A 13,738-nucleotide genomic window follows, 5' to 3' on the forward strand; every position below is an offset into this window, starting at 1 on the left:
CGCTGGAAAGCACGAAACGGCCCCCTTCGAACGCGAGGAGCCGTTTCAGGAGCCAGATGAGGAAATTTCCAGAGCTCTATCCACAGGAATCATCGTTTTCCTGTGGATAACCCTGCCCTGTCGGGGAAAACCCTGTGGATAACTCAGGGAAGCAACACCTCACCGGCGAGACCGGCCACGACGGGGATGATTCCCAGAAAGACGAAAGCGGGCAGGAAACACAACCCCAGAGGAGCGACGACCTGGACCCCCACCCGCTGGGCGGCCGCCGAAGACGCGGCGCGAGCGGCACGGCGGGAGTCGTCGGACAACCTGGTGAGGACATCGGCCACCGGTGCGCCGCTCAGCGCGGCGCGGCTCATGGCCCGAGCCAGAGGGGCGAGCGCACGCTCGGAGTCGAGGGCCCGCCAGGCGCTCTCCGGCGCGGCTCCCAGCCTCAGCTGGCCACTCACCCAGGCCAGTCTCTCGCCCAGCGGCCCGCCGATCGCCTCCACCGTCACATCGATGGCTCCGGTGACCGGCTGGCCGGCGCGCAGGCAGGCGACCATGAGATCGGCCGCCAGTGGCAGATCCGCCGTCACCCTTCGGCGTTCCCCACGCAGTTCGGGGGACTCCCGCCTCCGCAGGACCGCCAGCGCGATCCCGAAACCGGCGACGCCGGCGACCGCCCCCGGCAGGCCCCCCACGGCCAGGAACGCCGCCAGCCCGGGAGCGAGGGCGACCGCGACCTCGCTCCGGCCCGGCCGCCGTCTTCCCCTTGTCTCACCGGCCTTCCCTCCGAACGCACCGTGGGCTTTCCCCCTGAAAGCACCGCGGGCCTTCCCTCCGAAAGCACCGCGAGCGTTCTCCTGCGACGCGCCGTGGACCTTCCTCTCGGCTGTGCCGCGAATCGTGCTCACGGACGTATCGCGGAACATGCACGATGGCGCGTCGCGAACCATGTGCGCGGACGGATCACGGGCCGCGCCCGCGGACGGAGAGAACGCGGGTGCTCCGACCTCCTGCGACATCTCCGGGAACCCGGCCGGACGAGGTGAGCACCGCACGCGGCGGAGCCGGTCGGCGGGCTCTCCCCGGGTGCTCCACAGCTGGGCGGCGACCCCGGCGAGCACCACGGCCAGCAAAATGATCACTGTCTCTCATCCTCTCGAAGCTGTCCTCTCAACCCTGTTTCTCTTGGGCCTGTCTTCTCAGACTCGATCCCCCGCCCGCCCCCTCGAACCTGACTCACCGGACCTGACTCATCGGACCTGCCCTCCAGCCCTGCTCTCTTGGACCTGTCCTCTCTCAGACCCGACCCCCACCCGATTCCCGGGCCTCGCCCCTCGGACCTGACCGCGCGGTCGTCAAACCTGCTGGGCACGAGTGACCAGACGGTGGGTCCACCACAACCCGCAGGCGTCGAGCGCGAGGCCGACGACCAGGCAGCCGACGCCTGCCGGGCCTCCGAACAGGAAGTGCAGCGGGCGCATGCCGAGACCGGCCGCCATCAGCAGACCGAGCACGGGGAGACCCGCGAGCAGCCGGGCCGTGGCCCGGGGACCGGCGAGCTGGGCGGCGACGTTGTGGCGATGAGCCTGGGCCTCTCGCAGGGAGTCGGCGACACGATCGACGAGAACGGACAATCCTGCCCCGGCGGTCACGCTCACCTTCCAGCAGGCGGCCAGCCCGCGGAATGCCTCACCTCCGTGTTCGGGTGCCACCGCCAGCAGAGCGGCGGGGACGTCACCTCCGTCTCTCGCGGCCGCGACCAGTGGACGCAGGGCGACGGGATCGGGAAAACCCGCCGCCCCCACGGCCCGCGCCAGCGCCTCACCCGCCGTCCGCCCCGCCGCGAGCTCCGCGGCGAGGCCCTGGCACAGCTCGATCGACGCGGCTCGCCAGGCGTCCACGCGCCTGGAAGGCCGTGACCGGGCGGTGAACCTCTCGCGGAGAGAACCCGAGACGACCAGGCTTCGACGCCTCATCCGGCGCAGGCGGGCGGTGCCGGGATCCGCTCCCGTCCACAACCAGGCCGTCAGAGCGGCGAGAACCAGGGCGGTCGCCATCATGACGCCGGCCGTGACATCGGCTGTGACACCGGCCGTGACACCAGTTGTGACACTGGCCGTGCCACCAGCTGTGACGCCGAGCGTGACAGTGGCGACGGCATCGGCTCGTCAGGGCTCGGGCGAGCAGGGACATCCGGTCGGGACTCCCGGTGGGGATCGGACGCGGACATCATCGGCCCTGAATCCGTGACGCTGTGAGAAGACTCTCGCGGAGGTGCGGGATACAGGCGAGTGGGATACGGGTGGGCGGGATGCGGGCGTGCGGGGTGAGGCAGAGGATCTCGGGCATCCGCAGACGGGACATCGGGAAACGGTGAGCCGACACCCCGGTAAGGGATGCCCCTGGAGGAGCCGACCGGCGTAGGAGCCTCGGCTCGGGATGTCACGGGTTGCTCGTAGGTCCCCGACAGAGCGGATGACTCGCAGGGCCCCGGTAGATGGAGCGATACGCGAGGCTCGCGCCGGGAAGTCGGCGAAGCGTGGACACCGGGTGCTCGGGCCGCGAGAGCGGGCAGGCCGGGACCGGGGATCACCCGACCGTCCGGGGTGAAGGTGAGGGCCGGTTCGGCCTCGACCAGCCCCGAGGGGCGGCGGACCATCATGCAGATCTCGGCGACCCGGCGACGGCCGTCGGCATGGTCGCGGACCAGGTGGACGACAACGTCCAGGGCGGCGGCGATCTGGCTGTGGACCGCCTCCCGGCTGAGGCCCGCCGCGCATCCCAGCGCCTCCAGGCGGGGCGGCACATCGGTCGCGGTGTTGGCGTGCAGGGTGCCACATCCCCCCTCGTGACCGGTGTTCAAAGCACTCAGGAGGTCAACGACCTCGGCCCCTCGGACCTCTCCGACGACAAGCCGGTCGGGACGCATCCGCAGGGCCTGGCGGACGAGGTCGCGCAGGCAGACACCACCGGCGCCCTCAAGGTTGGCCGGGCGCGACTCCAGGCGGACGACGTGGGGATGAAGCGGTCTCAGCTCCGCGGAATCCTCGACCAGCAGCAACCTCTCCCCGGGGTCGGCCAGGGAGAGCAGGGCGGAGAGCATGGTCGTCTTGCCCGTACCCGTGCCGCCCGTGACCAGGAAGGCGAGCCTCGACTCGATCACCGCGGTCAGAACGGGGACGCTGTCGGCCCTTATCGCGCCCGCTTCGACCAGGTCGGGAAGGGTGAAGGTGCGTCTGGGCGGGAGCCGCAGGGAAAGGCAGGTGCCGTTGGGCGCCACCGGCGGAAGGACGGCGTGGAGCCGGACGCCTCCGGCGAGGCGGGCGTCGACATACGGGCACGCGTCGTCGAGACGTCTGCCCGCCGCGGAGGCGAGCCGCTGCGCGAGCCGCCGGAGCGCGTCTTCGCCCGGGAAGACGACCGAGGTCAGGCGCAGCCCGCTGCCGTCGTCGACCCACACCTCGCGGGGACCGTTCACCAGCACGTCGGTGACCTCGGCCTCGGTCAGCAACGGCTCCAGCGGACCCGCCCCGATGAGATCCGCGCACAGGACCCGGGCCACCGCCAGGATCTCCGCGTCGCCGAGCATCGCCCGCTCGGCCCGCAGGGCGACCGTGACGTGCGCGGCACTGGGCTCGACGCCTGTCCTGGCCAGCCGTACGCGGACCGCCTCCACCAGCTCCGGCGAGACCGTCACGGCGCTCTCGGCCCGCTTCACGCGTCCGGCCCGAACAGCTCGTGCAGGAACGCGGCGCAGAACCGGCCGAGAGAGGTGCGGCGGCCGAGTGGCGGAACGTCACCCCGATCGAGCGCGGCGGCGAGACGGGGCTGGTCGGGAAGGCTGCCGCCGTGCGGGATGCCGAGCGAGGTCGCCACCACGTCGTCGTTCAGGACCCCGCTGCGCACGACGGCCCGTACCTCACCGGTGTGCCCGCGCAGCCCGGCGAGCACCTGGGCGGCGGCGAGCACGCCCCGCACGTCGGCGGTGACGACCAGGAGAGTCGTGGTGGCTCGTCCGAGCGCCTCGACAGCGGCCTGGTCGAGGTGGCGCGGCAGGTCGACGACCACCAGGTCGAAGCCCCTGCGGCCCGCCTCGAGGACCGAGCGCATCGCCTCGGCCGGGATCGGGTCGACCTCGCCCCGGTTGAAGGAGAGCAGCGTCAGCCCGGCGAAGGTCGGCAGGGCCGCCCGGAGCGCGGTGTGGCTGACCCTGCCCTCACGGGCGACCAGGTCGGACCAGCGCGCTCCGTCGGACTCCTCCTGCCCCAGCAGGAGATCCAGACCTCCACCGAGCGGGTCGGCGTCGACGAGAAGGGTGCGGACGCGCTGCCGGGACGCGGCCAGTGCCAGCGAACCCGCCAGGACGCTGGCTCCCGCCCCTCCCCGGCCGCCCGCGACACACACCACGGATCCGGATCTCGCGGACGGCTCGGCGGCGTCGGCGAACTCGTCGACCAACTGTCGCTCCGCCGCGGGCAACTCCAGCACGCCCTGGGCGCCGACCGCGACGCACTTGCGCCATGTGTCGGGATCCTCGGAGGTATGGGTGGCCAGGAAGACACGGGAGCGGGGTGGCGGACCGGTCGCGGCCAGGGCGTCGGCCACGTCGCCACCGACGACGACCAGCGGGGCCCGGTTCCAGTAGGGCCGGGCGTGCGCGGGCACGTGGGCGACATCGAGCTCGGCTCCGGCCGCGGCGGCGACACGGAGCAGGTCGTCGAGCAGATCGTGGTCTTCGGTGATGACCAGTGGGCGGTCCACGGATGCCTCCCTGAAGTGCGGGATCCCCACTCTCCGTGACGGCCTCCCCTCCCCGGGACACCGAACGCCGCACTGTGGAAAACCGGCCCGCCCACGGCCCACCCTGTGGAAAACCAGCGGCCGGGACCTGCGCATGAGTCCGTACGCGGGCCGGACCTGTGCACGAGTCCTGGCATACCTATGCACGAGTCCTTGCATAGGGGTGCACCGATACGGGAGGGGAGAGGGTCGTACCCGGCCGCCGAGGGGGCGGCACACGCGGACCTCGGCCGGGGTGGTGCACCGGTACGGGAGAGAGGGCCGTACACGGAAGGCGAAGGGACGCACCGAGGAGGCCGCCGCGCCACGGAGCCGCGCCACAAAGCCTTGCCACGAAGCCCCGCCACGAATGAGACAAGGCGTGAATGAGACAGGGAAGACGTGCCGTCTGACCGTAGGGCGGCTGGAAAAAGGGGCGACCCCCGCCGGGGGGGAGAGCGGGGGTCGCCAACCGGTCCGGCTCTGGGGGGGTAGAGCCGGTCCCGTTTCAGAAGAAAGCTTTCAACAGCTGCCAGAGCACGGCAGGAGGATTGCGATGCAACCCATGCGCAGTTACTCCGGTTTGGGGAGATACCACCTCATGCTGCCCGATCAACTCAAGTTTCGTCGAGGAGTAATCCTTGATTTCCACTACTTTTTTTAATGTAACGGTCCAGTGTCCGGATACGGCCCCGCCGAGATGCGCTCCACACACGGGCGGTCGGCGGTGACACTCAGTGATCATCATCGGGGTGCGGAACCGTCCGCCGGACGCCACACAGGCCAGGGCTTCCGGGCCATAGAACGGCATAAGAGAGTGTTCGTCCAGTAATGTCCCTCGATCTGTAAAGGTCTTGCTCCTAGGGGTTCCCATCAGCGCGGATCGGACGTACAAAGGTTTCACGGACCACTTGTCCGGGCACGGCCGCCGAGTACCCACGCGCCGCCAGCCGCGGGAGGCGCGCTGGAGTGGGCTTGTCCCGCTCCAGCGATTATCAGGTGCACGCTTGGTAACCCGGTAGGAACGTGTCGGCGACGGCGCCCCCCACCAGGGGCGCCGTCGGTTCGTGAGGACGGCCTCTCGGGATGTCCGTAATCAGTGACGTTCGGTGGTCAAACACGCCGTCGGTCGTCACTCAGCGGCATCAGCGAAGCCGGGCGAGCTTCAGGAAGCCAGGCAGCTTCAGAAGGAAGTCGGCCGAGCTTCAAGGCCGGGCAAAGCCGACCGCCGCTCAGAGCCGGAGCAAGCGGGTACGCGGGCGGGCCGGAGGCGCGGACAAGCGGGTACGGCAAGCGGGCACACGGACACGCCAGCGGCGTTCAAGGACGCGAGCGAGCGGCTCGGGCACGCGGCCGGGCGATGCCGGACGGGACCCGGCACAGGTGTCATCGCCGTCACCCGCCAAGACCCCGCCCGCCAGGACGAGCGGTGACCCACCCGAGGTCAGCCGCGTTGCAGGGCCTCGCAGATCGCGGTGGCCTCGCGCACGCCCAGCACGACCGCCGACGCGCAGTGCCGCACCCACGCGGCGACGCCGTCGGGGGTGCCGCTCAGATACGACCGCAACCCCTCCGCGTAGGCCGGGCCGAGTTCGAGGTGACCCACCTCGACGGCCACCAGCGACTTCGGGTCCAGGCCGAACTCCACCAGCGTCAGCCGTTCCGCCGCCCGCGCGACCACCCCGTCCGCCGTCCCGAACGGGCGCAGCACGGCCAGTTCCGCGTGTACGACGGCGGCGAGCACCAGCGCGGGGGCCTTCGAGGAGGCCGTCACCAGCTGGACCAGCCCGTCCACCCGCGCCACCGCCTCCCGCGGCCCGGGAGCGGCCCCCAGGCCGAGCGGGTCGGGGGCCACCGCGGTCGCCCTGGGGCGGCCGAGACCTCCCACGCCTCCACTGTCCCCGGCAAGACCTCTGCCGCCACCGCTGAGATCTCCACTCTCACCGGTGGGACCGCCGCCAGCGGTGGGACCTCCGCCGTCCCTGGTGAGACCTTCGCCGTCTCCGACGAGCCCCGAGGCGGCGAGCGTGTGCAGCCTGGCCAGCACCTGGCGGGGCGCCGTACGCCAGGTGGTGCCGAGCCGACCCAGTTCGGCCGAGACGCGCAGCGCGCCCTGCACCGTGGGATCGGTGACCTCGGGGATGACCTCCAGGGGCACGTCCACGCCCTCCAGGGCGGCTGACGCGCGGGCACCGCGCAGCGCGGATCTGGCCGACACCTCCGGGCTCTTGCGCCGCAGCACGCGGTGCCCGTAGAGCCGGTCGACGGCCTTGCGCGCGTCGGTGACCGCCTCGGACACTCCGGGCATTCCCGCGATGACAGCCAATGGGTCGTTCACGCTGCCTGACCCTATCGGGACCGCCCGGCGGGGCTCCGACCAGGCTGGAAGCGGCCGGGGAGAGGCCCTCAGACGGGAAATCGGGAAACCGGCCGAAAGATCGACTGCCGGAATCCGGCTTCGGCCGGCCCTCCCGGAAGTCCCCCCTCGGGGCACGACGGGCGAACCGTTCACCGAGCGCATGACACCGCCCGGCGCACCGCGCCGCCACTGCGCGTTGAATAACGCCGTCTACATTCCTACGGTGTCGAAAACGCAACGTTTCGAGGGTGATTATCCCCAACATTGGGGCGTTTCCCATGCATATGCTCCCCCATCACCGATTGGTACAGACCTGTCTAGACCTCTTGTGGCGGGCACGGGTGGCCTGGTGAAGTGGGACACGACCAGTCGATAGCAGTACGTGAGGAGTGCGTAGTGGCCCCGGAGACCCCTGGTTCCGAGTCGCGTGAGACCCAGGAGACGCTGTCGAACCTGCTGAACGAGACCCGGCGGTTCGCACCTCCTGCCGACCTGGCCGCGGCCGCGAACGTGACCGCCGACGCCTATGCGGAGGCCGAGCGGGACCGCCTCGCCTTCTGGGAACGGCAGGCCGACCGCCTGGCCTGGTCGAAGCGCTGGAACACCACCCTTGAGTGGAACCCGCCCTTCGCCAAGTGGTTCGTCGGCGGCGAGCTCAACATCGCCTACAACTGCGTCGACCGCCACGTCGAGGCGGGCCTCGGCGACAAGGTCGCCTACCACTGGGAGGGCGAGCCCGAGGGCGACACCCGTACGCTCACCTACTCCGACCTGCTGCGCGAGGTCTCCAAGGCCGCCAACGCGCTCCAGGAGCTGGGAGTCGGCAAGGGCGACCGCGTCGCGATCTACATGCCGATGATCCCCGAGCTGCCGATCACGATGCTGGCCTGCGCCCGCATCGGAGCGATCCACTCGGTGGTCTTCGGCGGTTTCTCCGCGAGCGCGCTCAGCGGCCGGATCAAGGACGCGGACGCCAAGCTCGTGGTCACCGCCGACGGCGGCTACCGCCGCGGCGCGCCCAGCGCCCTCAAGCCCACCGTGGACGAGGCGGTCGCGGAGTGCCCCGGCATCGAGCACGTCCTCGTCGTGAGGCGGACCGGCCAGGACGTCGAGCAGACCGACAAGGACGTCTGGTGGCACGACGTCGTGGACCGGCAGTCCGACGTCCACGAGGCGCGGCCGAACGACGCCGAGGACCCGCTCTACATCCTCTACACCAGCGGGACGACCGGCAGGCCCAAGGGCATCCTGCACACCACCGGCGGCTACCTCACCCAGGCCGCGTACACCCACAACGCGGTGTTCGACCTCAAGCCCGACACCGACGTCTACTGGTGCACCGCCGACATCGGCTGGGTGACCGGCCACTCCTACATCGTGTACGGCCCGCTGGCCAACGGCGCGACCAGCGTCATCTACGAGGGCACCCCCGACACCCCGCACCGCGGCCGGTTCTGGGAGATCGTGCAGAAGTACGGGGTCACGCTGCTCTACACGGCCCCGACGGCGATCCGTACGTTCATGAAGTGGGGCGACGACATCCCCGCCAAGTACGACCTGTCGTCCCTGCGGATCCTGGGCAGCGTCGGCGAGCCGATCAACCCCGAGGCGTACGTCTGGTACCGCGAGCACATCGGCGGCAACCGTACCCCGGTCGTCGACACCTGGTGGCAGACCGAGACCGGCGCCGTCATGATCAGCCCGCTGCCCGGCGTCACCGAGGGCAAGCCGGGTGCGGCCATGCGCCCGCTGCCGGGCATCACCGCCGACGTGGTCGACGACCAGGGCAAGAGCGTGGGCAACGGCGGTGGCGGCTACCTCGCGATCCGCGACCCGTGGCCGTCGATGCTCCGCACGATCTGGGGCGACGACCAGCGCTACATCGACACCTACTGGTCCCGCTTCGAGGGCATGTACTTCGCGGGCGACGGCGCCAAGAAGGACCAGGACGGTGACATCTGGCTGCTCGGCCGGGTGGACGACGTCATGCTCGTCTCCGGGCACAACATCTCCACCACCGAGGTCGAGTCGGCGCTGGTCTCGCACCCGAAGGTCGCCGAGGCGGCCGTGGTCGGCGCGACCGACCCGGTGACCGGGCAGGCCATCGTGTCGTTCGTGATCCTGCGCGGCAACGCCGAGGAGGGCGCGGACATCGCGGCCGAGTTGCGCGCCCACGTGGCCAAGGCGCTGGGCCCGATCGCGAAGCCGCGCCAGATCCTGGTCGTCCCCGAGCTGCCCAAGACCCGCTCCGGCAAGATCATGCGGCGTCTCCTGCGTGACGTGGCGGAGAACCGCAGCGTCGGCGACGTCACCACCCTGGCCGACAGTACGGTGATGAACCTCATCTCGGAGAAGCTGCCCAGCGCCAAGAGCGAAGACTGAGCGAGCCGCCGGGACACCCGGGTGGGCCGCCGAACGCCGCAAACGCCTCAGACGCCGAAACCACGGCAGACAGGGCTGATACGGCGGACACAGCGGACACGGCCCACCCGAAAAGGCCGACCCCCTCGATCACCCTGGGCCTCTGCCAGAACCTCCCCGCGAAAACCTCTCCGTGAGCTCCCCACGGGCTCCATGGACTCACGAGCTCCACGGACTCCCCACGAGCTCCGTGAGGTCCGTGGGCTCGCGGGAGTTCACGGGAGTTCTGGGAGGGCCTTCGACGGCCCTCCCAGAAGGCGGGACCTCCCCGAAGACGGGACCTCCGGCGGCGCCTCCAACGGCTCTCCGGAGACCTCGCCGCCGGCGTCTTCGACGAAGTCTCCGCTGACACCTCCGTTGACGTCTCCGACGAGTTGGCGTCTCCGATGAGTCGGCGTCTCCGATGAGGGGAAACGAGGGAAACTTCCGGCTCGAAAGGTCCTTCTCACGGCCCGGTCTCACCGGTCCGATGACGTTCAGCGGTCCGCCGCCGGGGTAGCCCTCGGCCCGTTGACACCTTCTTCGGGGCCGAAGGCCGCAGAAAACGGGAAACTCCCGCCCGCACGGGCCTGGAGTCGCCCCCGCGTTCGCCGTCCCGCCCCAGAACCCGGCCGTCCCGGCCAGGACCCCAACGCCCCCGCCCCGACCGGCCAGAGATCCAGAGGCTCCGCACAGGCTCCACGTCCCACCCGCCCGGTGGTGGGCCCGTGGTGCAGAATCTCACCACCGGACAGCCGAGACCTCACCAAACCGGTGCAGTCCCCCGCCCCCCTTCCCCCTCGGGACTAAAGTCTGAAGTCTTGATGACGCAGATATCTGATGACACGTACGCGATGACCACCGGCGTGCTCGCGAGGCCGGTTCCGGCGACGATTCCGCTGCGGGTGTGCGTGCGCGACCGCATCGACGCGCAGCATGATGTTCGACAAAGGCCCTCGATAGGAGATCGTCCATGACACATATCCCGCCCACGGAACCACAGGAGGAGTCACTGGGCACGCTGGTCGCCGCCGCCAGCGACCACATATCCACCCTGGTCCGTGCCGAGATCGAACTGGCCAAGGCCGAGTTCAGGTTCGACGCCAAGCGGATCGGCACGGCGGTGGGACTCTTCGGCGCGGCGGCGTTCATGGCCCACCTGTGCCTGATCCTCGCCTCGTTCACGATCGGCTACGCCCTGATCGGCGTGGGCCTGTGGCCCTGGGCCGCCTTCCTGATCGTCACCGTCCTCTACCTGATCACGGCCGGGCTGCTGGTCTTCATCGGCATGCGGCGGTTCAAGGGCCTGACCGGGATGAAGCGAACACTGCGTTCGCTCAAGACCATCAGGAGCGGCGAGCCGGAGGCCGCCCCCGGCACGGCTCCGGTCACCGCCGTTCAGCCCGACAGCCGTCGCGACCCGGCGAGACCAGGCCAGTGAGCAGGCCCGACGAATCCCTGGTCATGGTCGAGGGACCGTGGACCCACCGCTCCGTCCACGCCGGCGGCACCCGCTTCCATGTCGTGGAGGCCGGTACGGGCCCCCTCGTGCTGCTGCTCCACGGATTCCCGCAGTTCTGGTGGAGCTGGCGCAACCAGCTCGTCTCGCTTCCGGCGGCGGGCTACCGCGCCGTCGCCGTCGACCTGCGGGGCTATGGAGCCAGCGACAAGCCTCCGCGCGGCTACGACCTGCACACCCTGGCCGCCGACGCGGCCGGGCTGATCAGGGCGCTGGGCGAGACCGGTGCGATCGTCGTCGGCCACGACTGGGGCGGGCTGCTCGCCTGGACCATGGCCGTGACGGATCCCAAGGCCGTCCTGCGGCTGGTCCCGGTCTCGGCGCCGCACCCCCGGCGTCTCCGCACCACGCTGTTCACCGAGCCCTTCGGCCAGTTCAAGGCGGCCCGCTACGCGCTGGGCTTCCAGACGCCGCTGCTTCCCGAGTGGCGCCTGACCGCCAACTCCGGCGCCAAGGTGGGGCGGCTGCTCGACCAGTGGTCGGGTCCCGGCTGGCCCGAGGAGGACGTGTCGAGGACCTACCGCGACGCCTTCCGCATTCGCAACGTCTCGCACTGCGCGCTGGAGTACCACCGCTGGTTCGGCCGCTCCCAGCTCCGTCCGGACGGGTGGCGTTACGCGAGGACGATGCGTACCCAGATCAACGTGCCGACCCTGCAGCTGCACGGCGCGCTCGACGGGCACATCCTGCCGCGCACCGCCCAGGGCTCCGGCCGCTACGTCGCCGCCCCCTACCGATGGCGGCTGATCGAGGGCGTCGGGCACTTCCCCCACGAGGAGCGCCCCGCGGAGTTCGACGCCGAACTCGTCGCCTGGCTGTCGGACCCGGAGCCCGACCGATGAGCGGGCGGGACCGGGATCCCGACGGGAGACCGCGCAACCAGCGTCCCCGCGACGCGTTCGGGCGCCCGCTGCCGCACGGCGCCGAGGGCGTGGAGCGCATCCCGGACGACTACGCGCCGAGCGCCGAGGAGGCCCTCTCCGAAGCGCGCCGTCTGCTCGGCGAGGGACGGCCGTTCCACGCCCACGAGGTGCTGGAGGGCCGCTGGAAGACCTCCCCCGAGGAGGAACGCGAGCTGTGGCAGGGGCTCGCGCAGATCTGTGTCGGCCTCACCCACCTGCAACGGGGCAACCGCCGCGGGGCCGCGACGCTGTTCGCGCGGGGCGCCGACCGGATCAGCGGCTACGGCATGCCGTACGAGCGGATCGCCAGGACCGCCCACGAGCTCGACGACCTGGAGGCCGAGGCGGCCATCGCCAGGATCGGGGCCCTCCTGTGACCCTCGTCCCTCGCCGTCCGGACGCGGCGGCGAAGTCCCGGTGACGTACGCGGACGTCACGCGCGGGGTTCGCGGGACGTGAGCGCCGGGCGACCGTGACGAGCGCCACGGAAAAGACCGGGCACCACTGAGCGGGAACGGGCGGCACGGGGAGGGAACGGGCGGCACGGACGAAGGACGACGCCCTAGTTCTGGTCGCACTCCTGGGTGTCGACCTGGTTGAAGAGCCTGGAGCCGTCCTCGGCGTCCGGCGCGACCTCGGCGGCGGTGAGCACGTAGCCGGTCTCCTGCTGGTCGAGGGCGGCGGCGAAGACGACGCCGTAGACCTTGCCCTCGGGGGTGAGCAGCGGGCCGCCGGAGTTGCCCTGGCGGACCAGGCCGCGGATGGCGTACACGTCGCGGACGACGGTCTTGCGCTCGTAGATGTTGAATCCCTTGGCCTTCTGCTGCACCCGGATGCGGGCCACGTTCATGGTGTAGCCGTGACCGTGCGGGAACCCGGCGACGATCGCGTCGTCGCCCTTCTCGGCGGTGCCGTCGAAACGCAGGATCGGCATGTTGAGCCCGGCGACGTGGAGGATGGCGATGTCGCGGTCGGGGTTGTAGAGCACGACCTTCGCCGGATGGGTCTTGTTGAGGTAGTCGGTGACCTGCAGCCCCTGGTTGACCCCGGCGACCACGTGCGCGTTCGTCATGATCTTGTTCTGGGCGTAGACGAACCCGGTGCCCTCGATGTGCTTGCGGCAGCTCGTTGCCACGCCCTGGACCTTGACGATGCCCCGGCGCGCCCGGGTGAGCTGCCTGTTGCCCTTCGCCACGCTCTGGTCGGGCGGCGAGACGTCGACGAGCTGGCCGCCCCCGATGGCGTCGAACACCTTGGGGAAGCCGGAGGTGTCGATGAAGTTCTTGAACGGCTCCTGCAGCTCCTTGGCCGCGCTGGGCAGTGTCTGGTCGACCGTGCTCAGCAGCAGGGACCTGTTGACCTGCTCGCTGATCAGGGTGAACTGCGACGACGCCAGCAGCGAGCCGATCAGCCACGCGATGATCAGCACGGAGAAGGCGCTCGCGAAGGTGCCGCCGACCGCGTCGACGACCTTGGCGGGCTCCCAGGTGACGTGGCTGCGGACCACCGCGCCGATCGTGGACGACGCGAACTGCCCGACCGTGGCGGAGAGGAAGACGATGACGATCGCGAGCAGGGCGCGCTCGGTCTCACCGTCGACAACGGCTCCGGCGATGGGTGGGGCGATGAACATGCCCAGCAGCCCACCACCGACAAAACCGACAAAGCTCAGGGCACCGATGATGAACCCCTGGCGGTATCCCGACACCGCGAAGGCCACCATCAGGGCGATCAGGATGAGATCGAGGAGATCACCGCTCACTCCCTTACGGTATCCAGCCGTCGCCC

Annotated in this window: 10 protein-coding genes and 1 pseudogene; 4 read left to right on the plus strand and 7 right to left on the minus strand. The window is 70.5% G+C overall.

Annotation, left to right across the window (positions count from 1 at the left end):
• Window positions 1-143 precede the first annotated feature (143 nt).
• From ACFFRH_RS05690 to ACFFRH_RS05715, 6 genes and pseudogenes are all read right to left on the minus strand, one after another.
• Window positions 144-1,133: a type II secretion system F family protein gene (locus ACFFRH_RS05690; protein ID WP_386154747.1), complete on the minus strand. Its 990-nt coding sequence runs from the start codon at window positions 1,131-1,133 to the stop codon at window positions 144-146.
• Window positions 1,134-1,346: 213 nt separating this feature from the next.
• The gene (locus tag ACFFRH_RS05695; RefSeq protein ID WP_344742763.1) at window positions 1,347-2,051 is read right to left on the minus strand and encodes a type II secretion system F family protein; all 705 of its coding nucleotides are present in this window, start codon (window positions 2,049-2,051) and stop codon (window positions 1,347-1,349) included.
• Window positions 2,052-2,536: 485 nt separating this feature from the next.
• Window positions 2,537-3,709, minus strand: a pseudogene (locus ACFFRH_RS05700) (TadA family conjugal transfer-associated ATPase); the annotation flags it as partial.
• Window positions 3,706-4,752: a septum site-determining protein Ssd gene (ssd, locus tag ACFFRH_RS05705; protein ID WP_344742762.1), complete on the minus strand. Its 1,047-nt coding sequence runs from the start codon at window positions 4,750-4,752 to the stop codon at window positions 3,706-3,708. The gene ssd and the pseudogene ACFFRH_RS05700, both read right to left, overlap by 4 nt.
• Before the next feature lie 526 nt (window positions 4,753-5,278).
• A complete protein-coding gene (locus ACFFRH_RS05710; RefSeq protein WP_344742761.1) occupies window positions 5,279-5,581 on the minus strand; it encodes a hypothetical protein in 303 nt (100 codons plus the stop codon).
• A 633-nt stretch (window positions 5,582-6,214) separates the two neighbouring features.
• Window positions 6,215-7,108 (minus strand): Fic family protein, encoded by an 894-nt coding sequence (locus tag ACFFRH_RS05715; protein ID WP_344742760.1) that lies wholly within the window; start codon window positions 7,106-7,108, stop codon window positions 6,215-6,217.
• A 417-nt stretch (window positions 7,109-7,525) separates the two neighbouring features.
• Between ACFFRH_RS05715 and acs the strand changes: the two genes are divergently transcribed.
• From acs to ACFFRH_RS05735, 4 genes are all read left to right on the plus strand, one after another.
• On the plus strand, window positions 7,526-9,511 hold the full coding sequence (gene acs, locus ACFFRH_RS05720) for an acetate--CoA ligase (RefSeq protein ID WP_344742758.1): 1,986 nt from the start codon (window positions 7,526-7,528) through the stop codon (window positions 9,509-9,511).
• 991 nt (window positions 9,512-10,502) lie between these two features.
• Window positions 10,503-10,970, plus strand: coding sequence for a phage holin family protein (locus tag ACFFRH_RS05725; RefSeq protein ID WP_344742757.1), 468 nt, complete (start codon window positions 10,503-10,505; stop codon window positions 10,968-10,970).
• Window positions 10,967-11,890, plus strand: coding sequence for an alpha/beta fold hydrolase (locus ACFFRH_RS05730; protein WP_344742756.1), 924 nt, complete (start codon window positions 10,967-10,969; stop codon window positions 11,888-11,890). The genes ACFFRH_RS05725 and ACFFRH_RS05730 overlap by 4 nt, the downstream gene beginning before the upstream one ends.
• Window positions 11,887-12,327: a DUF309 domain-containing protein gene (locus ACFFRH_RS05735; protein ID WP_344742754.1), complete on the plus strand. Its 441-nt coding sequence runs from the start codon at window positions 11,887-11,889 to the stop codon at window positions 12,325-12,327. Before ACFFRH_RS05730 ends, ACFFRH_RS05735 begins: the two co-directional genes overlap by 4 nt.
• A gap of 185 nt (window positions 12,328-12,512) precedes the next feature.
• On the opposite strand, the gene ACFFRH_RS05740 is transcribed toward ACFFRH_RS05735, so the two are convergent.
• Window positions 12,513-13,712 carry a MarP family serine protease gene (locus ACFFRH_RS05740; RefSeq protein WP_344742753.1) on the minus strand — a complete coding sequence of 400 codons (1,200 nt, stop codon included), beginning with the start codon at window positions 13,710-13,712 and terminating at the stop codon, window positions 12,513-12,515.
• Window positions 13,713-13,738 lie beyond the last annotated feature (26 nt).

Source organism: Streptosporangium vulgare, from assembly GCF_042428775.1.
Lineage (GTDB): Bacteria > Actinomycetota > Actinomycetes > Streptosporangiales > Streptosporangiaceae > Streptosporangium > Streptosporangium vulgare.

Coding starts and splice junctions, on each gene's coding strand:
- ACFFRH_RS05695 (WP_344742763.1), bottom strand. CDS start 2,051: ATGATGGCGACCGCCCTGGTTCTCGCCGCTCTGACGGCCTGGTTGTGG.
- ACFFRH_RS05710 (WP_344742761.1), bottom strand. CDS start 5,581: ATGCCGTTCTATGGCCCGGAAGCCCTGGCCTGTGTGGCGTCCGGCGGA.
- ACFFRH_RS05725 (WP_344742757.1), top strand. CDS start 10,503: ATGACACATATCCCGCCCACGGAACCACAGGAGGAGTCACTGGGCACG.
- ACFFRH_RS05735 (WP_344742754.1), top strand. CDS start 11,887: ATGAGCGGGCGGGACCGGGATCCCGACGGGAGACCGCGCAACCAGCGT.